This window comes from Rhodococcus sp. G-MC3, from assembly GCF_030063335.1.
Taxonomy (GTDB): domain Bacteria; phylum Actinomycetota; class Actinomycetes; order Mycobacteriales; family Mycobacteriaceae; genus Rhodococcoides.
On record NZ_JASISW010000010.1, the window covers coordinates 17,058 to 41,219 of the forward strand.

Here is a 24,162-nt window from a genome sequence, read left to right on the forward strand (position 1 = left end):
CGTCATCGGGCGGCCTGTGCTTCCGCTTTGGTTTTCTCGTCGTGGTGTGGCGTGCAGAGGGATTGCAGGTTGGCCGGGTCGTAGAGGTAGCCGCCGGCCGTTCGGTTCTTGATGTGGTCGACTTCGCGTGCGAGGTGTGTGCAGTTGGGTGCTTGGCAGATGGGGTGGCGGGCGAGCTGCTCGGCGCGGACCTTGCGCCAGCGTCGGGTGCTGCCCCCGGTCCAGGCTGAGCCTTGCCAGGGTTGGTGGCAGGTGGTGCAGCGTGGGCCGGTGATCTTTCCTCGGCAGCGTGGGCAGATGCGGGGTGGTGCGCTAGGCATGGCGGTCCCGTCGTTCGTCCTGTGCTGCGATGTGCTCGTTGATCTCTCGCTGGATGCGTCGGCATTGGGTGCAGCGGCGTGTCTCGTGGTGGGTGCCGTTGGTGCAGTGCGCGGTGATGCAGGCGCGTGCCTTGCCTCGCTCAACCATGGTTGTCGGCTTGCTCGGCGGCGTCGACGAGTTGATCGGCGAGGGTTGTTGCTTCGGGGATGCTGAGCGCGAGGGTGAACCCTGCGACGCGCAGGGCGATGCGGTGGGTTCCTGAGCGGCGGTAGCTGACTTTGGCTTTGGGGATTGCGCTGATCTTCATGCGGTCCTGTCTGGTGCGCAGTCGTTGACGTTGGCTGTTTTGGCGAGGTGTGGCCGGCAGGTGAGGCATGGGACTGGCCGGCCGTCGTCGTCGACACCGAGCCAGCCGCGACGGCAGTCCGGGTCGTGAAGGGTAGGAGTCTGAGTCCGACCCTTGTGTGCGTCGGTGTCGAGATCGAACTACCTCGCTGTAGCGGTCTTTCATTGGGTGCCTTTCTGCGTGCCGACGAGTCGTCGGGCGCGTTTTTGTTCTCGGTCGTCGCGGATCCGTTGAGCGGTCGCGTACTTGTTCGTGCCGTGCTCGTCGATAAGTTGACAGGCGAGCTCGAGCTCCTCTGCAGAGAGTCCGTGGACTGCTTCTTCGATCCATTCGATTGGTGATTGCGGGCCCGCGAGGAACCGCCCGGAGGGCGTGGGTTCGGAGATCTCCGTTCCTTCCCTCGGAGAATTCCTGCTTTGGTCTCGCGGGTGCGCGTTACTTAGGTGAGGAGAATGATCTGGTGTAAGTGAACTGGTGTAATGAACTGGTAGGTGGACATCTGGGTGTCCACTGATCGGCGCCAAATGTCCACTGAAGTCCTCAGAATGTCCACTGAGATTCTCGTTTCGGTGGACATCTGGGTGTCCACTGATCGCCGGTGTTTCACCGGACATCTGGGTGTCCACCGAAACCGGAGCCAGAACGAGCCGGTAGACATCGGCGGCGCTGTGTCCCCGACCGCCGTGCCCCTTCGAGACGCACTGGATGAACCCGCGTTCGACGCCGTTCGCGAGCGCCCGTCTAACAGTCTTTTCCGAGACGTGTCGGTCACCGCTGCCAAGCTGTTCGGCGATGCGTTGGACACCGGGTCGAGCGTTTGATCCGTCGGGGTTTGCATACGATTCGAGTTCGAGCAGGACACGTCGCGTGGCGTCGGTGAGGTGCGGGTCGCGCACCACCATCCGGCGCCACGCGAAACGGGTCGAGTCGGTCATGCTTGCCGATCACCACCGTTCCCTTGCCCATTGCGCGACTGGTCGGCGAACGTGATGTGTGCGCCCATGCCACCGAGCAGGGAGACGAGTTGCAGGCTCAATGCGACTGCTTCGCCGTGATCGAGCGAGAGCGCGACGCCTCGGCCGTAGCGGACTCGGATGCGGTTGCCGTCGGTGGTGACAGTGACGGGGTCGTCCGACATTTCGTCGATGGTCGCGAACATCAGCGGACACCCCCGAACGGGTCGAGGCGGTCGATCGCGGCCTCGCGGTTCGCGTCGGTCACCTCGGTGTATATCTGCGTCGTCGCCAACGATGCGTGCCGCAGCAGAGTTTGGGTGGTGCGCAGGTCGACGCCCGACTGAACCAAAGCTGTTCCGTACCAATGCCTTAACGAGTGTGCGGATCCGGGGATATCAGCTCGGACCATCACCATTTTCACGATGCTTCCTACCGATCGCGGCAGGACGTGGCCGGTGCGCGTCGAGTTGGTGGGGAACCACCAGCCCTTGCGGGGCATCGAGTAGCAGAGCTCGACGAGGAGTGGGTGCAGCGGCAGGGTCGCGTCGACGCCACCTTTGCCGACGACGCGGACGGTGCGGGCGATCGGGTTGAAGTCCTCGCCGGCGACCTTGGCGACCTCGTGGACCCGGAGGCCAGCGAGTGCCATGAGCAGGATCATGGCGTGGGTGCGTTTGTGCATCCGTTGGGCGAGGAGTCGGATGAGTCCGTCGTTCGAGACGGGGTGCGGGACGCCGCGGGGTTTCCGTGGTCTCGGTAGTCCGTTCATCAGGTCGCGTCCTCCGTTGTTGCCGAGCCACCGAAAGAACGGCCGGAGCAGTCCGAAGTAGGTGTTGCGGGTGTTGGCGCCGATCGAGGTTCTGCCGAGGTAGCGGGAGACGTCGATTGTGGTGATTTCGTCTACCGGTCTGCCGGCGAACACTTCGAGGCGCTTGAGAGTGGCGAGGGATTCGTTGATGGAGCGTTCGGCGAGTCCTGCACCGCGCATGTAGATCTCGTACTTTTCGAGGGTCGCGAGTCCGTCGTCCTCGTACGGTGCGACGAGTGTCAGGGCGGTTGCCGTGTTCACAGTTGGCCGCCGTTGATGAGCTGGGCGGCGCGGGTGAGCGTTGCGGCGAGCTCGACGGCCTGGTCTGCGTCGTATGCCTGGTCGCCGTCGGTTTCGACCACGACGAACGGCTTGCCGGCGCACACGGTAGACCCGTCGAACGTGTCGTCCTGACGGATCCAGACCGCTGTTCCCTCGGGCGATTCGACTGCTTGGACCCATTCGCGCAAGGGTCGGCCGCTCTCGCACAGGATCGTCGTGAACTGCTCGAGCTCGCCGTTGTGCCAAGCTGGCTGGTCGTCGCCCCTGACAGGACAGGCCGCCTCGGCCTTGGCTGCATGGTCGACGACTTTCTGGCCTTCGAGCATCAGCGTGGCGTATTCGTACTGGCGAGCCAGCTTCCATCCGCCTGTGACCTGTTCGAACTTCTCGCGGTTGTAAGCCGTGAGCATTGTCAGCAGTGCGGCGAGCGCGGTAGCGATATCATTCGTCATGAGTTCGGTTCCTTCGTGAGTGTTGGTGCAGGTCTCGTTGCCCTCGATGCCCTTGCCGGCATCGGGGGCATTTTCATAGGGGTCAGGTGTGAGCGGCATCAGATAGCGACCGGTCGATCATCGGTGCGCTGGAACGTGTTGGCTTCGACGTATCGGTGCAGCTCATCCCAGGAGTAGAGGATCCGGCGAGAGCCGTGCCGGACGAATCGCGGGCCGACGCCTCGGTATCGGTCCTCAGCCAACTTCTGTTTGGTTGTTCGCAGGAACTCCGCTGCTTCCTCGGGCGTGGCCAAGGGTGACCGAACCTCCGTGGTGCGTGCTTCCTTCATTCGTCTACCTTTCGGTTTCGATCGGTCCTCGCATCACTTCGATGCCGTGTCGCATCACTATCACAGTAGAATGAGATCCAGTCAAGACGACTGGACGCAGCATCACTTTGATGTGCCATGCTGGGTGTCATGGCGGAACAAAAGAACCCCCTCGGTCCGATTGGTAGTACGGCGGCGAGCAACCTCAAGCGGTTGCGCGAAGCACGCGGTTTGTCGTTCGCCGAACTCAGCCGGCGACTCGACGAGCTGGGCCGGCCGATTGCCACTCTCGGACTGTCCAGAATCGAGAGCAGATCGAGGCGAATTGACACTGATGACCTTGTGGCACTGGCTATTTCACTGGACGTGTCCCCGTTGGCCATACTCCTCCCCACCGACGACAGTGCGCTCACCCCGAAGGGCACCGAGTACAAGGCGCAGCGCATTTGGCACTGGGCACAGGGCAGCCAACTTCTCGACGGCGGAGGGGTCGTCGAGCACGCGATGTACGCGCGGGACTCCAACCCGATTGACTTCCGGATCGCCGAAGAGCGCCAGCAAGCCGGCGAGGTGAACGAGAACCCGGTAGCGGTTCCGCGGGTCGCAAGCAAGCGTGTCCGTGAGCGTCGAAACGATGCCGTGGGTCGGGCTGTCGAACCCGCGGACGACTGATGGCCACCGTCGAGAGCTACGACACGGCGGCCGGCAAGCGGTGGCGCGTCCGGTATCGCACACCCGAGCGGCGGTCGACGCAGAAGCGTGGATTCGCGACGAAGCGGCAGGCTCAGGACTTCGCCGTCACCGTCGAGGTCGAGATGATGCGCGGCGAGTACGTGCCCCCAAAACTCGGCCGAATCACTGTCTCCGAGTTCGGCCCGAATTGGTTGCAGCGCAAAGAAACTGACCTCAAACCATCGGCATTCAAGTCGATCGAAACGGCCTGGCGTGTCCACGTCCAACCGAGGTGGGGCTCAGTGCAGCTCGCCGACATCACCCTCGATTCGGTCGAGCGGTGGATCGCCGATCTGGGCCGCGCCGGCAAGGGCGCGACTGTCGTGATTCGCGCGTACGGAGTACTCGCCGGCGTGCTCGACTCGGCAGTGAAAGCTAAGCGGCTCGCGAAGAATCCCGCCCGCGGCGTCGAGAACCTCCCGCGGAAGCAGCGCAAGACCCATGTCTACTTATCGCACGACGACGTCGAGCTGCTCGCTGCTGCAGCCGGTCAGCACCGGGTGTTGGTCCTCGTCCTGTCGTACTGCGGCGTTCGGTGGGGTGAGGCGATCGGACTGCGAGTCCGTCACCTTGATCTGCTCCGCCGGCGGTTGAACGTCGTCGACAACGCGGTTCAGGTCGAGCAACAGATCCACGTCGGCACTCCGAAGTCGCACAAGTCACGTGCGGTCCCGGTGCCTGCCTTTCTGGTGGAGGAGCTGGCGCGGGAGTGTGAGGGCAAGGGCCGCGACGATCTGGTGTTCGCTGGCCGTGGTGGTGAGTACCTCCGGCGCTCGGTGTCGTCGACAGGATGGTTCACACGTGCCGTCGCGAAGTCTGGGGTACCTCGGCTCACTCCGCACGATCTGCGGCACACCGCGGCGAGCCTGGCGATCAGTGCGGGCGTCAACGTGAAGGCGCTACAGCGGATGCTCGGTCATGCCTCCGCTGCGATGACGCTCGACGTCTACGCGGACCTGTTCGACGACGATCTCGACGCTGTTGCGGCCGCCCTCGATCGGGCTGTATCGGCTCGATCTGTGGCCAAAACGTGGCCAGACGGCACACCCGCCGTCGTCGTCACGGCAGAGAAAAGGCCCTGACCTGCACCTCTCGGTGAGATCAGGGCCTTGTCTACACGCGGAAGCGGAGGGATTTGAACCCCCGGACGCTTTTACACGTCTCTCGCTTTCAAGGCGAGTGCATTGGGCCGCTCTGCCACGCTTCCGTCAGAAATAGTAAACGGTCGCTGCACCTGGGGTCGAATCACCCCTTGTCGGACGAGCTCCCCATGGCTGCATCGACCTTCTCGAAGATATCTCCCAGCACCGACAGCTCCTTGGCCGTCAGTAGGTCGACCAAATGCGCGCGGACGCTGTTGACATGCGTCGGCGCGGCGTCCTCCAAACGACGCGTGCCCTCGTCGGTGATGACGGCGAGAACGCCTCTTCCGTCGTCGACGCAGTTGTTTCGTTCGACCATGCCGTCGGCTTCCATCCTGCGGATCTGATGGGTGAGACGACTACGCGAAGACAGGACACCATCGGCGAGTTCACTCATGCGCCGTGATCCGTCCGGAGCTTCCGACAGCATCACCAGGATGCGGTATTCAGCCATCGTCAAATCGTGCGCATCCTGTAGATCCTTGTTTAGTACCCCCATCAGTCGTTGGGCGCCATCGACATAGGAGCGCCACGCTCTCATTTCCGCAGCATCGAGCCACTGCGGGTCCCCCCCTGGACCAAAGTCTCGTTCCGCTGTCACCCGACCATATTAGGCAATTATCGTACCGATGAGTATCTCGCGGCCCTCTATGTCCGGTTCGGCCGCGAAGAATACGCTGAACGCATGTCCGAACCCCATATCGATCCCCCGTACCTCGCATCCCCGGATCGCTACGATTCGATGCAGTACCGCCGCACTGGAAACAGCGGGCTGAAGCTGCCTGCGATCTCGCTCGGTCTGTGGCACAACTTCGGCGACGATGCGCCCCTCGACACCCAGCGGGCGGTGCTGCGTCGTGCGTTCGACCTGGGAATTACACACTTCGACCTGGCCAACAACTACGGCCCTCCGTATGGAAGTGCCGAGAAGAACTTCGGACGGATCCTGCGCGAGGACTTTGCCGGGTACCGCGACGAACTGGTCATCTCCAGCAAGGCCGGATGGGACATGTGGCCTGGGCCCTACGGCTTCGGCGGATCACGGAAGTACCTGCTGTCGTCGCTGGATCAGTCGCTCCAGCGGATGGGCCTCGACTACGTCGACATCTTCTACAGTCACCGTCCCGACAACGACACCCCGCTCGAAGAAACCGCGGGCGCTCTCATCAGCGCAGTGCAGCAGGGCAAGGCGATGTACGTGGGCATCAGCTCGTACACACCGGGTAACACCGCCAAGATGGCGGACCTGTTGACGGCCGCCGGTGTGCCTCTGCTGATTCACCAGCCGAGCTACTCGATGGTGAACCGCTGGATCGAAGAAGGCTTGCTGGACACTGTGGAGAAAGTTGGTGCGGGCGTCATCGCGTTCTCACCGCTCGCGCAGGGCATGCTCACCGACAAATACCTGAACGGCATTCCCGACGGCTCCCGCGCGACACAGGGGAAGTCCCTGAATCCCGACTGGTTCACGGACGAGCATGTGTCCCATCTTCGGGCCCTGAACGACATTGCGTCCTCTCGCGGCCAATCGCTGGCGCAGCTGGCACTGGCTTGGGCATTGCGTGATCCGCGGGTGACGTCCGTACTCATCGGCGCCTCGAGTGTCCGGCAGTTGGAGAACAACGTCGGAGCACTGGAGAACCTGGAGTTCAGCGAAGACGAGTTGAACCGAATCGACGAGCACGCGAAAGATTTCGGGATCAATCTTTGGGATATCTAGTGCGCTTCGCGCCCGTGCGTGTTCGGTGACGCAGGAACGTACCTCATCACGCACGGGTGCCTGAGGCACCTAAGGTGCTTCGCGCCCGTGCGTGTTCGGTGACGCAGGAACGTACCTCATCACGCACGGGTGCCTGAGGCACCTAAGGTGGAAAAATGCACGCAATCACTCTGACAGAGTTCGGAACCCCCGACGTCATGCAGTGGACCGAGGTGCCAGATCCTCGCCCGGCGCGAGGACAGGTCATCGTCGACGTCGCCGCGACGGCCGTCAACCGCGCTGATCTGATGCAGCGTCAAGGCTTCTATCCCCCACCTCCTGGCGCCAGCGAGACGCTTGGCCTGGAATGTTCGGGCATCATCTCCGAACTCGGCGAGGGCGTACACGGCTGGAACGTCGGCGACCGAGTGTGCGCACTACTCGCAGGCGGCGGCTACGCAGAGCAGGTCGCGGTGCCGTCCGCTCAACTGTTCCCTGTCCCCGGCGTGCTGGATCTCCATGCTGCAGCGGCACTCCCGGAGGTGGCGTCGACGGTCTGGTCGAACCTCGTGATGTACGGCGGGATGCGGTCGGGCCACGTGGTCCTGATTCACGGCGGCGGAAGTGGCATCGGCACCCACGCGATACAGGTCGGTAAAGCATTCGGCGCAACGGTCGCCGTAACGGCCGGTTCCAAGGCGAAGCTCGATTTCTGCGCCTCGCTGGGCGCGGACATCCTCATCGACTACAAGGAGCAGGACTTCGTCGAGGCCCTCCGCGGGGAGACAGACGGCCACGGTGCGGATCTGATCCTCGACAACATGGGCGCAAAGTACCTGGAGCGCAATGTGAATGCGCTGGCGATGGACGGCACACTCATCACCATCGGAATGCAGGGCGGAGTCAAGGGTGAGCTGAACTTCAGCGCACTGCTCGCCAAGCGCGGCACCCTCCACGCCGCAGGGCTCCGAGGCCGGCCGGAGACAGGGCGGTCGAGCAAAGCGGACATCGTCGCAGACATGACTCGCCGTCTGTGGCCGATGATCGAAGAAGGCGTCGTCACCCCCATCATTCACGCCGAACTACCGATAACCGAAGCGGCAGAAGCACATCGACTGCTCGACGCCGATGCGATCGGGAAGGTAATTCTCCGCGTTCAGTAGTACCTATGTGAGTGGAAATACGTCGCCTGGGACGTATTTCCGCTCACATGGCGAGCGAAGCGAGCGCCTTCACGAGCTGATCGATCTCATAACGCGTCGTGTAAGGCGCAAGACCGATGGTCACGGCACCACCCTCGTCGTTGACGCCGAGGGCGTCGAGCAGCCTGCTTCCACTGTGGATTCCAGCGACGGTACCGATCCGGTTCTGCGCAAGATGCTCGGAGACCTTCTCGGCCGCGGTGTTCTCGACGGTGAAGCTCAGCGTCGGGATACGGCTCGGTGCTGCGCCGAGCACCATCACGTGGTCGAGTTTCTCCAACGAACGCATCAGGTAGTCGAACAGTCTGTCGTGGTAGTCCTGCAGCGATCCGATGGACAGCTGCAGACGCTCGCGCCGCGTACCCGTCGCCGACTCGTCGAGGTTGGACAGGTAGTCGATCGAGGACACCACGCCCGCCAGAAGCGCGTACTGATGGCCAGCAACCTCGAGACGCTCGGCACCCTTCGCAAACGGATTGAGCGACATCGACGGGATTTTGTCGAGCAGCTCAGGATCGCGGAACACCAGAGCGCCCACCTGCGGGCCACCCCATGCCGATGCATTGACCGCCACGACGTCGGCGCCGAGTTCCTCGATGTCGACATGCGCGTAGGGAGCGGCTCCTGCGGCGTCCACGACGATGAGTCCGCCGACAGCGTGGACACGGTCCGCAGCAACCCGCACATCGGGGGCAGATCCGACGATGGGCGACGCGGCCGTCATTGCGACCAAGCGCGTCGTCGTCGTGATGAGTTCTTCGAACTGCCAACTCGGAAGTTCGCAGGTGTCGATTTCGACCTCGGCCCAGCGGACCTGAGCGCCGTAACGGTTGGCGATCCGCAACCAGGGGGCAACGTTGGCTTCCTCGTCGAGCCGCGAGAGCACAAGACCGGTCCCCAGGCCCAAGCGCGAGGACATCGACTCCGCGAGCCACGCCAACATCGTCGCGCGGTCCGGTCCGAGCACCACTCCTGCCGGATCACCGCCGACGAGATCGGCGATGGCTTGCCGTGCGGCTTCGAGAAGCCCAGCACTTCGCCTCGACGACATGTGCCCTGAAGTGTGAGTTGAAGCACTTCCGCGAAACGCTGTCGACACGGCGGTCGACACACGGTCGGGGATCTGCATACCGTTCTGCGGATCGAGATGAATCCAGCCGTCGCCCAATGAGGGAATGGACCCTCTTACCCGTGCGACGTCGTACCCCATGCCGGACACTCTAAGCGTCGATTTCGTGAGCGTGTGTTCCACATCCCTTATTCATGTCGATGTCACTGCTCTGGGGCACTATGTCCAGTCCTCCTACGGTCCCGCGAACGATGATGATCGGGCCAGCTCGTCGCACGATTCGCCGCTCGCACCGACCCATGAACAGGATAATCCGCCCCGCTCGTCGCGCAATGTCACTGGACGCGCAAGGATGGCGGTATGACGCATTCGGACTCGAACTCGAACCCCGAAGCCGGCGACCACGTCGTTGTGATCGGCCCCAACGGACAGCCTCTCGCATTGAGCCGCGAGGAAGCAACCGCCGCGGCGGCCCGCGCAGCCGAGACCGCGGCGCCGGAAAATTCCGAGCCTCCGCTGTCGGAGATGGTCGAGCAGCCCGCAAAGGTGATGCGTATCGGCACGATGATCAAGCAGCTTCTCGAAGAAGTACGCGCAGCACCGCTCGACGATGCAAGCCGGACACGATTGAGAGAAATCCATCAGTCGTCGATTCGTGAGCTCGAGCAGGGACTGGCACCCGAGCTGGTCGAAGAACTCGAACGGCTCGTGCTCCCGTTCGGTGACGACTCCGTTCCGTCGGACGCCGAGTTGCGAATCGCACAGGCTCAGCTCGTCGGGTGGCTCGAAGGATTGTTCCACGGCATCCAGACGGCCATGTTCGCCCAGCAAATGGCTGCGCGGGCTCAGCTCGAACAAATGCGGCAAGGCGCGTTACCTCCTGGAGTGAGTCTCGATACACACGGCGCAGGCCCCACAGGCGGCAGCGGTACCGGCCAATACCTGTAGGCCAGGAGTGGAGCCTGCGGAATGACCCAATGGGACCGGGTAAGGTCGACCGACGTGTCAGCCCCAGCGAAGAACCCCGAGAGCGAAGCAGGAGAGCGCGTGACCGTTCCCGTTTCGGACTCGCAGACCTACAAGCGCGCCTTCGGGGATCTCGGGACCGGGTTCAGCCAGCGGGAACTGTGGCTCCACCTCGGTTGGCAGGACATCAAGCAGCGCTACCGCCGGTCGGTCATCGGTCCGTTCTGGATCACCATCGCCACTGCAGTGCAAGCCACCGCCATGGGCTTGCTGTACTCAGTGCTGCTGGATGTAGATCTCCAGTCGTTCCTGCCCCACGTCGCGGTCGGCCTCATCATCTGGAACTTCATCAGTGCCGCGATACTCGAAGGCGGGGACGTCTTCGTCGCGAACGAGGGACTGATCAAACAGTTGCCGTCGGCGTTGTCGGTGCACGTGTATCGGTTGGTGTGGCGCCAGGTGCTGCTGTTCGGGCACAACCTGATCGTCTACTTCATCATCATTGCAATTTTCCGGCCGTCGTTCTCGTGGTCCGATCTGGCCGCGGTGCCTGCCTTCGCGCTCCTCATCGTCAACGCGGTGTGGGTCGCGCTGCTGTTCGGCATCATCGCCACGCGTTACCGGGACATCGCACCGATCCTGGGCTCGATGGTGACGCTGCTGTTCTTCATGACTCCGATCGTCTGGACAACCCAGGGTCTGCTGAACCAAGGCGGACAAGCAGCCGAGCGTGCTCGTCTCGTGGAGATCAACCCGCTGTTCCACTACCTCGACATCGTGCGCGCCCCGATGATCGGTGAGCCGCAGGAGCTGTACCACTGGTACATCGTGATCGGCTGCACGGTCGTCGGCTGGCTACTGACGATCCTCGCTCTCAAGAAGTACCGGGCACGCGTGCCCTACTGGGTTTAGGGGCTCAACTACATGTCAATCAGCATCAGCACTCACAACGCGTGCGTCGACTTCCCAGTCTTCGACGCCAAAACGCGCTCTCTGAAGAAGGCTTTCCTCGGCAAGGCAGGCGGAGCGATCGACCGAAACACCTCCGACGTCGTCGTCGTCGAAGCCCTCCGCGACATCACGATGAACTTGAAGGACGGGGACCGCGTCGGCCTCGTCGGCCACAACGGTGCGGGCAAGTCGACACTGCTGCGGCTGCTGTCCGGCATCTACGAGCCCACCCGCGGCAGTGCCTCGGTCCGCGGCCGCGTCGCGCCGGTGTTCGATCTGGGCGTCGGTATGGACCCAGAGATCTCCGGCTACGAGAACATCATCATCCGCGGACTGTTCCTCGGTCAGACCCGCAAGCAGATGATGGCGAAGATGGACGAGATCGCCGACTTCACCGAACTCGGCGACTACCTCGACATGCCGCTTCGGACCTACTCGACGGGCATGCGCGTACGCGTCGCCATGGGCGTCGTCACCAGCATCGATCCTGAGATCCTGCTGCTCGACGAGGGCATCGGCGCCGTCGATGCCGAGTTCATGAAGAAAGCACGCATTCGCCTGCAGGAGCTGGTGAAGCGCTCCGGCATCCTCGTGTTCGCCAGCCACTCGAACGAGTTTCTCGCGCAACTGTGTGACCGAGCGATGTGGATCGACCACGGCCAGATCCGTCAGGAAGGCGGCATCGAGGATGTCGTCCGTGCTTACGAGGGCAACGACGCGGGCGATCACGTGGCGACAATCCTGAAGGAACTCGAGCGCGACAGTGCCTGAGGTGATCATCGGAGTGATCGTGACGCACAAGCGTCGTGAACTCCTCGCGCAGTCGCTCGACGTCATCACCCATCAGAGCCGCCCGCTAGACCACCTCGTCGTCGTCGACAACGCCCACGAGGACGCGGTCCGCGAACTGGTCGAGTCCGCGGACATTCCGACGACCTATCTTGGGTCACATCACAACCTGGGCGGCGCAGGCGGTTTTGCACTCGGAATTCTGTACGCGCTCTCACTCGGCGCCGACTGGGTCTTTCTCGCCGACGACGACGGTAGGCCCGAGGGTCCGGACGTCCTGAAAACTCTGTACGACTGCGCGCTGAAACACGGACTCGACGAGGTCTCCCCCGTGGTGTGCGACATCGACGACCCCGACCGATTGGCCTTCCCGCTGCGACGAGGTGTCGAGTGGCGCCGGCTGCGCTCCGAGCTGATCGATCCGCGCAATCCCGACGACGATCTGCTCGAAGGAATCGCGTCTCTGTTCAACGGTGCGCTGTTCAAGGCATCGACCATCGACGCCGTGGGCGTTCCGGACCTTCGCCTGTTCGTGCGCGGCGACGAGGTCGAGGTGCACCGACGGTTGCAGCGCTCCGGTCTGAAGTTCGGCACCTGCCTCACCACCGCGTACGTGCATCCGAACGGCGCCGAGGAGTTCAAGCCGATTCTCGGTGGACGCATGCACACGCAGTACCCGGAGGACGCGACCAAGCGCTACTTCACCTACCGCAACCGCGGCTACCTGATGTCCCAGCCAGGCATGCGGAAGCTGTTGCCGCAGGAATGGATTCGGTTCAGCTGGTTCTTCCTGGTGACCACTCACAACCCCAAGGGTTTGGCCGAGTGGTTCCGTCTCCGCCGACTGGGCCGCCGAGAGCACTTTCGTCGGCACTAACGCTGCCTGTCGATACGCCCGACATCGACCTCCGCTACCGTGTGCCCATGACGGAACCTCGGAAGCTGACGGATCGAATTCGGCATTCGGCGCGAGAGAAGTTGCAACGCGCAATCGGTGAGGTTCTGGACAAGCAGACCGCGCAACTCGCGGAACAAACCGGCGACCAGCAAGCCAAGCTGCTGGAGATCCTCGACCGTCAACGTCGCGAGATCGACGACCTGCACGCGTTCATCCGCGGCCTGGAAATGCGTATGCGACGCGATATTCCGTACGCGTCCGATGTCGAAGCTGCCGCGCAGAGCGCCGAGTTCGCCGAAGAGGTCATGCCGAAGGCGCCGACCTTCCTTCGTCCGCATGCCACGCTGAGATTCGCTCTCGGTGAGGTGTCCGTGCCGGGAATGGCACTCGAGTTCGGCGTCGCCAGTGGGACGACGCTCGAGATCATCGCCGAGGAAATGGCGTCGAAGAAGGACATCTCCACAGTCGCCGGGTTCGACGTCTTCTCCGGGCTTCCCGAGACGTGGCGGACCGGGTTCCCGAGGGGTGTCTTCGAGCAGGAGAGCGTCCCGGAGATCCCCGGTGCCGAAATTGTGCCTGGTCTGTTCGAGGAGTCACTCCCGGAGTTCCTGAAGAGCCGGACGGACAAGCTGGCGTTCCTGCACCTCGACGCCGATCTGTACTCGTCGACCGTCACGGTGTTGGACCTGGTCGCGGATCGCCTCGCGGTGGGAACAGTGATCGTGTTCGACGAGTACTTCAACTTCCCCGGTTGGCGCAATCACGAGTACCGCGCATGGACCGAGTTCGTCGGGCGCACGGGTACCGAGTTCGATTATCTCGGGTACACCGCCGACAACGAGCAGGTCGTCGTGCGGATCCGGAAGGCGCCGTCGCTGTGAGCGCTTCGCGCATGTGAGTGAAAGTACGTCCTCTGGAACGTATTTCCACTCACGTGCGACGAAGTCGCCCTAAATTCCGTAGAGCCTCGCCCAGTTTTCGCGCGTGATCAGATCTCCCGCGGCGCGCCGGTACTGCTGCTGCAGATCCGGCGCCTCGCGGCGAAGTCGTCGCACAACCTTAATCGTGCGGATCATCAGTGCAATTCCACGGGCTTTGTCGCGCGTCCGAATTCGGACTCCGCCCTGAGAAGCGTCGGTGACAACGACGTGATCGAATCTGGCGATGTGCCACCAGTGAGCGTCTTCCCTGGTCACACCGACCAGGCCGCCGATCGTTCGCCCGCGCCACTGATCCACCACACGCTTGACGAGAACAAGGCGCATTGCGCTCGGTTCGCCGCCCGCGCGCTCGACACGGATATTCGCCGAGTCCACCGGTGCCGTCGATGCCGGATGCATGATTGTTTCCGGATAGTCCTTGCGCTCCGCGCGAATAGTGGCCAATGCTTTTACGCCTCCGTCGGAAAGGTGCGCAGGCCCGGACAGCCAGTCCTCGATTCCATTCAACGTGGTGTGAGCCAACCCGTACTGCATTCCGACCACGTATTCGGCGATCTGGCGCAGGAACTGCCGCGACAACACGGAGGTGTCAAGATCGCTGTGGAGGGAGCCGACCACCAGCGAGTTTCGGGTACTGAAGTACCGAGCCCAATCGTCGAAATCCTTCCAGTAGAAGTCGGCATGCCAAACCGCGGCGTTGGGCAGCGTGACCGTCGGGAAGCCGCTGCGCTTCGCGCGAACTCCGTACTCGACGTCGTCCCACTGGAAGAACATCGGGAGCGGAAGCCCGATCTGGTCCACCACCTCCGACGGAATGAGACAGGTCCACCAGGCGTTGTAGCCGGCGTCGACACGTCGCTCCTGATTCTTCTTCAACATGCTCTTGTTGGACAACGCTTTTTGGACCGCCCGTCCGTGCTGCAGGCGACTCAGATCGACCTCTTCGGCGCCGACGTTGAGGTAATCAGGATTGAGAAGGAACAGCATCTGAGCGCCGACGAGCGTCGGTTCGACGGTGACATTGGCGAATGCGCTCAGTCGCAGAACTGATTCCGGCTCACAGAGAATATCGTCGTCCATCAAAATGACGTCGACCCCGGACCTGGATGCGGTGACCTCGTACAGACCGCGTGTAAACCCACCGGCCCCACCGAGATTCGGCTGACGGATGTAGACGAGCTTGTCTCCCATGATGTCCGAGGTCGCGGTGAATTCCGGTTGATCGCAGACGAGATCGGTACCCTGATCGACGACGTGGACGGATTCGATCAAGTCCAGTACCACCGGGTCCGATGCCAGCGCTGCCACGGTGTGGGCACAATCCTGAGCTCTATTGAAAGTGCAGATGGCGATGGCGGCGGGGCGGCGGGGCGCCGAGTTCGGGACGGTCCACTCCATCTCGCCGACGACGGCCGAGCTTCCGAAAGTCTCGAATTCGAGCCACAACGCTCCGCCGTCGACAAACTTGTCGAGTGGCACCTGGAAGACGATGCGCGCGTCGGATCGCGTTTCTTCGACGGCGACGATGCGACGATGTCCGGCGATGTCCGATGCCAGAACCCGGACTCGGACGCGCCCGGTAGTCGCAACGTGAGCCGAGACCGTTACAGCGTCGACGGTGGTCCAGCGCTGCCAGTACGACGCCGCGAATCGCCCGAAGTATGTATTGGTGTGCGCGAAGGCATTCTTCGACAGGGACACCGTGTGGCGGTCCCGCTCCGCGATACCCCTCTCGACCTGCAGGTATAGGTCCGGATTGACGCGGGGTGACGTGCTGACGAACACGCCGCGCTGAAGTACCAACGACTCGGTACCGGTCGTGAGCGAATGTGCGGGCGCGATCGAATGCATCGAGGTAACAACTCCTGGCTGATCGAAAGGGCGTGCGTCTCGCACCTCATAGGCTGTGACCTACGATAACAACCTGGAGCGCGGGGACGCGCCGACGCGCGAGGGCGCAACGATTCGCAGCCACTCAACGATGGAGTTCGATGATCGCCGCCACAACACCCACCCGATTCGATCGGTGGACGTGGGGGCTCGCTTCCTCCGCGGTGGTGCTGCTGGGAATGGCCCTCATCTTCCTCAGCGACCACAGGTATTTCTATCTCGACGACACCGAATCCGGCGCGGTCGGAAACTGGCTGGCCCTCGGCCGGTTGATGCGCGAAGGCCAGTTCCTACCTCTCGTCACCACGCAGTGGATGGCCGGAAACTATCCAGTCGAGGGCCAGGGTGGGCTCTGGAATCCCGTTCAGATGGGGATAAATTTTCTGGCCCCCTCCGTCGACAACATGGCGTTGTACGCCGCAATCGTCAAAATCGGGTTCGCTGTCGTGCTGGCGCTCGGTGTTTACCGTGTCGCTTTGGAATACGGCGCGCGCCCGGTCTGGGCTGCGGTGGCCGCCGCGGCAGTGCCCTTCAGTGGATTCACCCTATTCTTCGAACAGCCCTCCTGGGTCACCTCCCTGATCGGGATGGCGTGGGTCATTCAGGCGTGGGCGAGCGCAGTCCGGTACGTCCGCGGAAAATCCGGACCGGTGCCGGTGTTCGTCTTCCTCTATCTCGCTATCAGCGTCGGGTACGTCCACGCAGCCTTGATGGCAGGTGTCGCCGCCGGTGCAGTGATGATCGGCGAGTACATCTACTCGCGGCAGCTGCTTCCGGTCGCGAAGCTCGCCGCGGTGTCGGTAGCGGCGGCGATGTGCGGTGCGATCACCTTTCTTCCCGGTGTATTGACGTCCGGCGTCACCTGGCGATCAGGTGCCGAGGGCACACTCAACGACAACTTTCTCGTGGTGCCGTGGTCGGAGACGTTCAGTGCCAGCCTTCCCACTGCCGTGAGCAGCATGGAGTCGTGGGGCGGCGAAACCACGATGGCACCTGTCACCTACATCGCATGGTTCTGCGTTCCGATGCTTGCCTTCGTGGACTGGCGAAGGGTCTCCTCGGGAATGCGCGAGCTGAGCGGACCGGCGATTCTGCTAGGCGCGCTACTGCTGTACACGGCGGGCCCTAGCGACATCGGCCCGATTCGCTGGCCGGCGCGCCTTCTGCCGTTCGTCGCATGCGTCCTGCTGGTCGGCCTCGCGGTTTTGATGAGCCGCTACGGAACTCTGCGGTCGCTTCGAGGACGCCTGACGGCCGCCGCCATCCTCGTCGGCGTTCTGTTCGTTCGTGCCCTGTCGTCCGGACCACAGCTCGCCGGACGACACGTCCTGGCCGCCGTACTCGTCCTGACGGCGGGAGGACTGCTCATCCTGGTCGTCCGTAGGTGGGGCGTCCAGGCCACTGCAGCTCTGCTGATGATCAGCGTCATTCCAGTAGCGCTGTACCAGATACACAGCTATCCGAAGGTTCTCACCCAGTGGCATTTTCCGACTAGCCAGAGCGAGGCGAAAGCCGGTTTCCCGGATTGGACTGGCACGACCCTGCAGCTGGGTAGCCGAGTCCTGACCGAGCGCACCGAGAACGATCTCGTCGATCGGTGGCGTGCTCAGGCATACGGCAACTACGCGAAAGTGCTGGACCTGAACTACGTAAGTGCCTACACACCAGTCGGCCATCAAGCCTTCAGTTCGCTTCTGTGCGTCGCATACGAAGGAAGCACCTGCTCGGACGCGTACAGCAACCTGTTCCGTCCCGACGTCTACACAGGTCGCACCTCCGCCGACCTGATGCTGCTGGACCGTGTGGTGGTCCAGAAGGCTCAGTACCCCGAGTGGCGTCAGCTCCCCGTGTCCCCCGGGTGGCGCTGGGTCGACGTCGACGAGCCGCAGTCCGACCAGGTCGCCGTTCTCGAACGCGACAACGGGTACGTCTCGCTCCAGAACGGCACTGTATCGGCGACCGTCGATGCGACCGTCGAGCCCGTGGCATCGTCAGCGGTGAACGAGTCGATGCGCGTGTCGTCGCCGACCGGTGGCAGCGTGGTCTTCGCCCGGCTGGCGTGGCCCGGATACACCGCGATGCTGAACGGTGAGCCGCTGCAGACCAAGGGCCTGGGTGACACGTTCCTGTACGTCGACGTGCCCGCCGGCACCACCGATGCCGACCTTGAAATACAGTTCCGCCCGCCTGGCTTCCGTATCGGGCTCGCCGCGATGGGCGGCGGATTGGTGATCCTGGTGGTTCTGATCGGTCTCGACATCCGTCGGCGTCGACGCGTCGAAATTGTTTCCGCCGACCCAGCCGCTGCACCGGCTGCCGAGGCGGACGCCGCCGCGTCGGAACGCGGAAAGTCCGGCGACATATAAGGTCGTAAATCGTGACAGACGTGAAGACACCTCACCGGATCTCGGTAATCGTCCCGGTCTACCAGGGGGAAAGAACTCTGGGACCGTTGATGGAGGAACTCGAGGCGCTTACGCTGCCCTTCGTCACGCCTGGCCGCCGACCAGCAGTGGTCGAGGAAGTGCTGTTGGTCTTCGATCACGGACCCGACGGGTCGGCTGCCGTCATCCGCGAGCTGGTGGAGAAACACTCGTTCGTTCGAGGTATTTGGCTCAGCCGCAACTTCGGACAGCACCCGGCCACTCTGGCCGGGATGGCATCGAGCGGCGGCGAGTGGATCGTCACGATGGACGAGGACGGTCAGCACGACCCGGCCGCCATCGGCGGATTGCTCGACACAGCGCTCGACGACCAGGCAACCGTCGTTTACGGCCGTGGCGTCAATGCCGCGCCGCACGGGTTGTGGCGCAATGCGACCAGCAAGAGCTCGAAGTGGTTGATCGCGAAGGCCTTGTCCGGCGAGAACACCGTCCAGTACAGCAGTTTCCGTATGGTCGTCGGCGAGGTGGGCCGATCAGTTGCGGCGTATGCCGGATCCGAGGCATACCTCGACGTCGCGCTCGGTTGGATCGCGGGCTCGGTGACCACCAGTCCGGTCACACTGCGCGAAGAGCAGGGTCGACGATCCGGATACAACCTGCGCACCCTGCTGTCGCATTTCTGGCGCATGGTGCTCTCCAGCGGAACCAAGGGACTTCGTCTGGTCAGCGTGCTGGGAATGGTCTTCGCGCTACTCGGGCTTGTACTCGTGGCCTATCTGTTGGTCACATACGCATTTTTCGACCCGGACACGGAAGTCCGCGGGTGGGCGTCGACCATGGTGGTGCTCCTGTTCGGCTTCGGCGCATCTCTGTTCTCGCTCGGCGTCGTCGCCGAATATGTCGGAGTCAACGTCAAGACCGCCATGGGCAAACCTCCATACCTGATAGTCGGAGACCCGGCCGCTGGTCCCTTGGGGCGCGCTCGACGCTTGCCGGACGAACCAGACGAATGACTATTTCGTGGGTCGTAGGCGGTGGGGGCCTACTGGGCCGGGCTGTCACCACGGAACTACTGCGCCGCGGCCACGACCTCGTTTCGGTCAACGTCCCCTGGCTCGACGAGTCCGCCGCTCGAATAGTAATCACCGACCATATAGCCGCACTGGCGACCATGTCGTCGACGCCAGTGAATGTGGTGTGGTGCGCAGGTGCTGGTGTCAACGGAACCCCTCGTGCATCGTTCGACCGTGAGAACGCACTGTTTGCTCACGCGCTCGCCGAACTCGAACGTCATGCGCTGTCCTTGACCGTATTTCACGCGTCCTCGGCCGGTGGAGTGTACGCCGGCACACCGAATGCGCCGCACGACGAAACGAGCGAGACCTCCCCGTTGGGTGATTACGGCGCTGCCAAGCTACGGGCTGAGGACCTGGTGACCGAATTCGGAGAACGCACCGGATCCTCGGTAATCGTCGGACGGTTCGCCAATCTATACGGGCCAGGCCAGAACCTGTCCAAGCCGCAAGGACTGATCTCGCATCTGTGCCGCGGATATCTTCTCGCTTCACCAGTGTCGATTTATGTTCCGGTCGACACGTTGAGGGACTACCTCTACGTGAGCGACGCGGCCGAAATGGTGGCGGATACCTTGGACGTTGCCGCCGAAAAACGAGCTGGACCGATCACGAAGATCTACGCCTCCGGAAATGCAGTCACCATCGGAGCGATCCTCGGTGCCTGCCGGTCGGTGTTTCGTCGTCGACCTCTCGTCGTGCAGGCTGCATCGCCGCTATCGGCCATGCAAGGTCGGGATCTGCGGCTCCGGTCCGTCGTGTGGCCGGAAATCGATCGAAGATCTCACCGGACGCTTCCGGCGGGCATCTCGTCGACGCTCGAATCGACGAGACGAGCACTGCTGGCGGGCCACGCCTGACCGCGGTTTTGAAAGGTTGCGTTCGGCTGAAACACTATGGTCATGCAGGACGACGAGACACCAGACCCAGCGCCAGGGAATCAGGCCATCGTCGACGCACAGCCCACTGGCCCGTTGATGAGACTGATCGGCAACCAAGGAGTCGCGTTCATCCTGGTCGGCGGCTTCAACACTGTGCTGGGCACCGCATGGTTTGTCGCCTGGCAGCTCACCGTCGGGGAGCAGCTCGGCTACCACGCCGCGATCGTCTTCGGATATTTGTGCAACGTTGTCACCGCCTTCTGTACCAACCGCTACCTTGTGTTCCGGGTCCGTGGGCGCATCTTCCGAGACTTTTGGCGATTCGTTGTCGTCAATTCCGGGGCTTTCGTAATCAATCTCGCGCTGATGACCGTGGCAGTCTCGATTCTGGGATTCACTCCAATCCCGTCCCAATTGGTGATCACCCTGTTCACCGCGGGCGTCAGCTTCTTCGGTTATCGCGACTTCTCGTTTCGTCGGTCCGCATCCACGGATCCGTCGACACCCATGAAAGGCAAGTGAATGACTCCGCGCGTGTCCATCGTCGTACCGGCGTACAACAACGCCGAATACATCGGCGAGACGATCGAATCGATTCTGGGGCAGTCGTTCACCGATTTCGAACTGATCATCGCGGACCATTCGTCCAAGGACGGAACGATGGCCGTAATCGAGAAGTACGACGACCCACGCATCCGAGTCCTGACGACCGAATCCGGCGGCGGCGCAAAGAGGAACTGGGATCGCGTCACCGCCGAAGCAACCGGAGACCTCGTCAAATTGGTCTGCGGTGACGACACGATCTTCCCCTCGTCCCTGGCAACCCAGGTCGCGGCATTCGACGACCATCCGTCGGCGGTGTTGGTCGCCTCACAACGCACACTCATCGACGCAAACGGTAAGACCGTAATCGCGGCCCGTGGCCTTGGGGGGCTTTCCGGTCTCGTCGCGGGCACAGTGGCGGCCCGAACCGCGGTTCGGGCCGGTGCCAACATCTTCGGTGAGCCAGGATGCGTGTTGATGAAGCGCGCCGTGCTGGAAAAGATCGGCCTGTGGGACAACTCCCACCCGTATCTGATCGACCAAGCCACCTTCATCGGCGTCGCTTTGCACGGCGATGTCGTCGCCATCCCGGAACCGCTGGCGTCATTCCGAATCAGCGCCGGTCAGTGGAGCGTGGAACTGGCGACGCAGCAAGCCCGTCAAGCCGCTGATTTTCACCGAACGTTGGGCGCGGCGGCCCCGGGCTTGCTCTCTCGCAACGATATTCGACTGGGTAACGTAAAAGCGCTGGCAACTTCCTTCATGCGTCGCGCAGTCTATATCTTGCTACGCCACCGCATGTCCAAGAGTTAGGGCAGCACCGACTCCGTTGCCGCGTAGATCGTCTCGGTGGCATCCTTCTGCGGTCGCCACCAATTTTCGTTGTCGCGGTACCAATCGACGGTTGCTTTGAGTCCGCTGCGGAAGTCGACGTAGGTCGGTGTCCAGCCCAGTTCGGTGCGAAGCTTCGTGCTGTCGATGGCATAACGCAGATCGTGGCCGGGGCGGTCGGTGACGAAGTCGAACGCATCCGCTGCTTGGCCGGTTTCTTCGAGGATGGTCTCGAGGACCGCGCGGTTGTTCTTCTCGCCGTCGGCGCCGATCAGGTAGGTCTCCCCCAATGTGCCCTTGTCGATGATGGTCCAGACGGCACTGTTGTGATCGTCGACGTGGATCCAGTCCCGCACGTTCTGTCCTGCTCCGTAGAGCTTGGGGCGCAGCCCGCTCAGCACGTTGGTGATTTGACGCGGGATGAACTTCTCGACGTGCTGGTAGGGCCCGTAGTTGTTAGAGCAGTTCGAGATGGTGGCTCTGACGCCGAAGCTTCTGGCCCACGCACGTACGAGCAAATCGCTCGAGGCTTTGGTGGAGGAATACGGGCTCGACGGGTTGTACGGAGTGTTCTCGGTGAACCGCGCCGGGTCGTCGAGCTCGAGGTCGCCGTAGACCTCGTCGGTAGAGATGTGGTGATAGCGCACAGCGTGCTCGCGGACGGCCTGGAGCAGCGTCGTCGTGCCGATGACATTGGTGTGAACGAAAGGCCACGGGTTGGCGAGGCTGTTGTCGTTGTGGGACTCGGCGGCGAAATGGACGACGAGGTCGGTGCCTTTCACGAGGCGGTCGACCAGGGCCTGGTCGGCGACATCCCCTTCGACGAACTCGATCTTGTCCGCGACCGGATCGAGCGAAGCGCGGTTGCCGGCGTAGGTGAGCTTGTCGAGGACAGTGATCTCGACGTCGAGGCGCTGGGCTGCGGTCAGATGGACGAAGTTCGCGCCGATGAAACCGGCACCCCCGGTCACGAGCAATTTCATGGGGATGACCCTACCGGCCTGCCCGGTTTCGAGCCGTTCTTGTCTGCGGATCGTGTTAACGTTCCGTCGACTTCGGGGGGAGTGTCATGGGGCTGGGTAAGAAGCTGTTGACGTTGGCGGCGAGCCTCGTCGTGTTCAACGTGGTGCTGTGGGGGCTGCCCAAGATCGCGCCGCAAGTGCCGGACCGGTACGAGGGGGTTTCGGTCGCAGCGCGTCCACCGGCGGCAGCGCCCAAGACCACCGCTCCCTCTCCCTTGCCGTCGGGGTTCCCATCGATGGACCGGCCGCCGCCCAAGATTGTTGTGCCGGACGGACAGGCTCAGCCAATTGCAACAAAGTTCGGGCTGACGTACGACGTGCCTGCCGACTGGCAAAATGCATCCACTGGCTTTGGAGGCTGGGAGGATGCCACCGGTTGGTCCATTGTTTACGGAGCAATCGGAAGGTACGGCTACGAATCGTGCAGTGCGCAGAATGGTTCGACGCTTGGACTGAGCGGCGCGACCGGGTCTGCCGATGGCGATCTCATCCGCGTTGCGACCGAGCATTCACGGAACTCGTCGAAAATATTCAGTGCTGCAGCACCTGGTACGGAACCAACGGTCAGCTTCTCGGAACCCCGAGAAATCACCATTGCCGGAAGTCGCGGGATCCGGATTACGACGACTGTCGCCGACGTCGTTCAGGACTCGCCATGCGATCCTCCTGCCGCGATCTTCGACATCGTGACAACCGTGTCGTATGCAACCGCTGTGACAGCTGTATTCATGGTCCAACTCGATCAGGGTGTCGACGGCGCCGCCGATCGGGCCGTGGCCGACCGAATATTCTCCACAATAAGGAGGAGCTGAATGTCGGAGGATCTGTACACCGACAGTAATGAGATCGCCGGTCTCGGAAAGCTGGCCGACCGTATTGGCCAGGACACCTTGGCGAGCCATCGCTATGTCGGCCAACACGCAGGCCTCAGCGACACCGTTCCCGGACAAATACTGCAGCGCTTGGCGCCGTTCATCACCGACTATCAGGAGTACACCCGCACCCGTCACGTCCACCTCGCGGCCAACTGCAGCTATATCGGTGACGAACTGCGAAAAGCGGCCTGGCTGTACGACGATCAGGAGAAGAAGAACTACGACGCGTTCAACGCTCACGTCGATCTCCTCCCGCTACCGCTCACCCAACCGGGCACGTCCGAAACACCAGCCGTCGGAAATGTCGAGGAGTATCAAGCCGCAGCTGATTACGGATCTCCAGAAGGCATCGACTACCCGCCTCCGGCCCCGGCCGTCGACGACACCCGCGAAACGATCGACGAGGCCGCCGGTTGGCTCGGCGAAATCGACCGCACCATCTTCGAACTATCGGGTTGGAGTCCGCTGAACGACGCGACCATTCCGGTCACAGGAAACTGGAATGAAATTCGTCGTCTAGGACAAGCATTCGAAATTGCCGGAAACGCGATGGAAGCCGCGGGATCGTCGTTCGAGGGCGGGGTACGGCGGGTCGACGAGTACTGGAATGGATTGGCAGCACAATCGTTCGCGGACTATGCGGGACGTCAAACGGCTGCGATGTACTGGGAGGGTCCGTGCGGCCGCACTGTTCACGCCCTGTCCCAGGCCATCGCCGAAAAGGTGCGAGACGCCGTTCGGGCGTGGCCGCTAGAGCCCGACGATGCGCCGTACCGCATTCCCTGGCAATGAGTGTGAGTG

27 protein-coding genes and 1 tRNA gene are annotated in these 24,162 nt (G+C 62.6%); 16 read left to right on the forward strand and 12 right to left on the reverse strand.

The genetic code is table 11. The features are described from left to right. Positions 1–2: 2 nt before the first annotated feature. From QMK17_RS13020 to QMK17_RS13050, 7 genes are all read right to left on the reverse strand, one after another. Complete coding sequence (locus QMK17_RS13020; protein WP_283509669.1) at positions 3–320, reverse strand: HNH endonuclease signature motif containing protein; 318 nt, start codon at positions 318–320, stop codon at positions 3–5. A gap of 140 nt (positions 321–460) precedes the next feature. Further along, a complete protein-coding gene (locus QMK17_RS13025) occupies positions 461–628 on the reverse strand; it encodes a hypothetical protein (protein ID WP_283509670.1) in 168 nt (55 codons plus the stop codon). Between the two features lie 200 nt (positions 629–828). Then, positions 829–1,602: a helix-turn-helix domain-containing protein gene (locus QMK17_RS26480; protein ID WP_442972754.1), complete on the reverse strand. Its 774-nt coding sequence runs from the start codon at positions 1,600–1,602 to the stop codon at positions 829–831. Beyond that, positions 1,599–1,826, reverse strand: coding sequence for a hypothetical protein (locus QMK17_RS13035; RefSeq protein ID WP_283509672.1), 228 nt, complete (start codon positions 1,824–1,826; stop codon positions 1,599–1,601). Before QMK17_RS13035 ends, QMK17_RS26480 begins: the two co-directional genes overlap by 4 nt. Further along, positions 1,826–2,692, reverse strand: a complete 867-nt coding sequence (locus QMK17_RS13040; RefSeq protein ID WP_283509674.1) for a tyrosine-type recombinase/integrase — start codon at positions 2,690–2,692, stop codon at positions 1,826–1,828. Before QMK17_RS13040 ends, QMK17_RS13035 begins: the two co-directional genes overlap by 1 nt. After that, positions 2,689–3,264 (reverse strand): hypothetical protein, encoded by a 576-nt coding sequence (locus QMK17_RS13045; protein WP_283509676.1) that lies wholly within the window; start codon positions 3,262–3,264, stop codon positions 2,689–2,691. The genes QMK17_RS13040 and QMK17_RS13045 overlap by 4 nt, the downstream gene beginning before the upstream one ends. Further along, complete coding sequence (locus QMK17_RS13050) at positions 3,264–3,494, reverse strand: DNA-binding protein (RefSeq protein WP_283509678.1); 231 nt, start codon at positions 3,492–3,494, stop codon at positions 3,264–3,266. The genes QMK17_RS13045 and QMK17_RS13050 overlap by 1 nt, the downstream gene beginning before the upstream one ends. 129 nt (positions 3,495–3,623) lie before the next feature. Between QMK17_RS13050 and QMK17_RS13055 the strand changes: the two genes are divergently transcribed. Both QMK17_RS13055 and QMK17_RS13060 read left to right on the forward strand, forming a co-directional pair. After that, positions 3,624–4,145: a helix-turn-helix domain-containing protein gene (locus QMK17_RS13055; protein WP_283509679.1), complete on the forward strand. Its 522-nt coding sequence runs from the start codon at positions 3,624–3,626 to the stop codon at positions 4,143–4,145. Beyond that, complete coding sequence (locus tag QMK17_RS13060; RefSeq protein WP_283509680.1) at positions 4,145–5,287, forward strand: tyrosine-type recombinase/integrase; 1,143 nt, start codon at positions 4,145–4,147, stop codon at positions 5,285–5,287. Before QMK17_RS13055 ends, QMK17_RS13060 begins: the two co-directional genes overlap by 1 nt. Before the next feature lie 38 nt (positions 5,288–5,325). On the opposite strand, the gene QMK17_RS13065 is transcribed toward QMK17_RS13060, so the two are convergent. After that, positions 5,326–5,412, reverse strand: a tRNA-Ser gene (locus tag QMK17_RS13065). Positions 5,413–5,450: 38 nt separating this feature from the next. Beyond that, on the reverse strand, positions 5,451–5,948 hold the full coding sequence (locus QMK17_RS13070) for a MarR family winged helix-turn-helix transcriptional regulator (protein ID WP_442972755.1): 498 nt from the start codon (positions 5,946–5,948) through the stop codon (positions 5,451–5,453). Positions 5,949–6,032: 84 nt separating this feature from the next. On the opposite strand from QMK17_RS13070, the gene mgrA reads away from it, so the two are divergent. Then, on the forward strand, positions 6,033–7,067 hold the full coding sequence (gene mgrA, locus QMK17_RS13075) for an L-glyceraldehyde 3-phosphate reductase (RefSeq protein WP_283509683.1): 1,035 nt from the start codon (positions 6,033–6,035) through the stop codon (positions 7,065–7,067). Between the two features lie 155 nt (positions 7,068–7,222). Continuing rightward, a complete protein-coding gene (locus tag QMK17_RS13080) occupies positions 7,223–8,209 on the forward strand; it encodes an NAD(P)H-quinone oxidoreductase (protein WP_283509684.1) in 987 nt (328 codons plus the stop codon). 43 nt (positions 8,210–8,252) lie between these two features. On the opposite strand, the gene QMK17_RS13085 is transcribed toward QMK17_RS13080, so the two are convergent. Beyond that, positions 8,253–9,458 (reverse strand): cysteine desulfurase-like protein, encoded by a 1,206-nt coding sequence (locus QMK17_RS13085; protein WP_283509686.1) that lies wholly within the window; start codon positions 9,456–9,458, stop codon positions 8,253–8,255. Between the two features lie 219 nt (positions 9,459–9,677). On the opposite strand from QMK17_RS13085, the gene QMK17_RS13090 reads away from it, so the two are divergent. From QMK17_RS13090 to QMK17_RS13110, 5 genes are read left to right on the forward strand one after another with little or no spacing between them, the layout of a single operon-like run. Then, on the forward strand, positions 9,678–10,265 hold the full coding sequence (locus QMK17_RS13090) for a bacterial proteasome activator family protein (protein WP_283509688.1): 588 nt from the start codon (positions 9,678–9,680) through the stop codon (positions 10,263–10,265). A gap of 54 nt (positions 10,266–10,319) precedes the next feature. Next, on the forward strand, positions 10,320–11,195 hold the full coding sequence (gene wzm, locus QMK17_RS13095; protein WP_283509690.1) for a galactan export ABC transporter permease subunit Wzm/RfbD: 876 nt from the start codon (positions 10,320–10,322) through the stop codon (positions 11,193–11,195). Positions 11,196–11,207: 12 nt separating this feature from the next. After that, positions 11,208–12,005, forward strand: coding sequence for a galactan export ABC transporter ATP-binding subunit Wzt/RfbE (wzt, locus tag QMK17_RS13100; RefSeq protein ID WP_283509692.1), 798 nt, complete (start codon positions 11,208–11,210; stop codon positions 12,003–12,005). Further along, a complete protein-coding gene (glfT1, locus tag QMK17_RS13105; protein ID WP_283509693.1) occupies positions 11,998–12,900 on the forward strand; it encodes a galactofuranosyltransferase GlfT1 in 903 nt (300 codons plus the stop codon). Before wzt ends, glfT1 begins: the two co-directional genes overlap by 8 nt. Before the next feature lie 47 nt (positions 12,901–12,947). Then, positions 12,948–13,802 carry a TylF/MycF/NovP-related O-methyltransferase gene (locus QMK17_RS13110; protein WP_283509695.1) on the forward strand — a complete coding sequence of 285 codons (855 nt, stop codon included), beginning with the start codon at positions 12,948–12,950 and terminating at the stop codon, positions 13,800–13,802. A 69-nt stretch (positions 13,803–13,871) separates the two neighbouring features. On the opposite strand, the gene QMK17_RS13115 is transcribed toward QMK17_RS13110, so the two are convergent. After that, positions 13,872–15,713 carry a glycosyltransferase gene (locus tag QMK17_RS13115; RefSeq protein WP_283509697.1) on the reverse strand — a complete coding sequence of 614 codons (1,842 nt, stop codon included), beginning with the start codon at positions 15,711–15,713 and terminating at the stop codon, positions 13,872–13,874. Between the two features lie 140 nt (positions 15,714–15,853). On the opposite strand from QMK17_RS13115, the gene QMK17_RS13120 reads away from it, so the two are divergent. Genes QMK17_RS13120 through QMK17_RS13140 form a run of 5 tightly spaced genes read left to right on the forward strand, consistent with a single transcriptional unit; the run spans position 15,854 to position 21,446 of the window. After that, complete coding sequence (locus tag QMK17_RS13120; RefSeq protein WP_283509699.1) at positions 15,854–18,118, forward strand: hypothetical protein; 2,265 nt, start codon at positions 15,854–15,856, stop codon at positions 18,116–18,118. A gap of 11 nt (positions 18,119–18,129) precedes the next feature. Next, positions 18,130–19,149 carry a glycosyltransferase gene (locus QMK17_RS13125; protein ID WP_283509701.1) on the forward strand — a complete coding sequence of 340 codons (1,020 nt, stop codon included), beginning with the start codon at positions 18,130–18,132 and terminating at the stop codon, positions 19,147–19,149. After that, positions 19,146–20,069: an NAD-dependent epimerase/dehydratase family protein gene (locus QMK17_RS13130; RefSeq protein WP_283509703.1), complete on the forward strand. Its 924-nt coding sequence runs from the start codon at positions 19,146–19,148 to the stop codon at positions 20,067–20,069. The genes QMK17_RS13125 and QMK17_RS13130 overlap by 4 nt, the downstream gene beginning before the upstream one ends. A gap of 42 nt (positions 20,070–20,111) precedes the next feature. Then, entirely contained in the window at positions 20,112–20,612 is a 501-nt protein-coding gene (locus QMK17_RS13135) for a GtrA family protein (RefSeq protein ID WP_283509705.1), read from the forward strand. Next, a complete protein-coding gene (locus QMK17_RS13140) occupies positions 20,613–21,446 on the forward strand; it encodes a glycosyltransferase family 2 protein (protein ID WP_283509707.1) in 834 nt (277 codons plus the stop codon). Here QMK17_RS13140 and rfbB read toward each other — a convergent pair. Further along, entirely contained in the window at positions 21,443–22,447 is a 1,005-nt protein-coding gene (gene rfbB / locus QMK17_RS13145) for a dTDP-glucose 4,6-dehydratase (RefSeq protein ID WP_283509709.1), read from the reverse strand. The two genes, QMK17_RS13140 and rfbB, sit on opposite strands and share 4 nt — an antisense overlap. Before the next feature lie 86 nt (positions 22,448–22,533). Between rfbB and QMK17_RS13150 the strand changes: the two genes are divergently transcribed. Both QMK17_RS13150 and QMK17_RS13155 read left to right on the forward strand, forming a co-directional pair. Beyond that, positions 22,534–23,298 (forward strand): hypothetical protein, encoded by a 765-nt coding sequence (locus tag QMK17_RS13150; protein WP_283509710.1) that lies wholly within the window; start codon positions 22,534–22,536, stop codon positions 23,296–23,298. Continuing rightward, positions 23,299–24,153 carry a hypothetical protein gene (locus tag QMK17_RS13155; protein ID WP_283509711.1) on the forward strand — a complete coding sequence of 285 codons (855 nt, stop codon included), beginning with the start codon at positions 23,299–23,301 and terminating at the stop codon, positions 24,151–24,153. Positions 24,154–24,162: the final 9 nt, after the last annotated feature.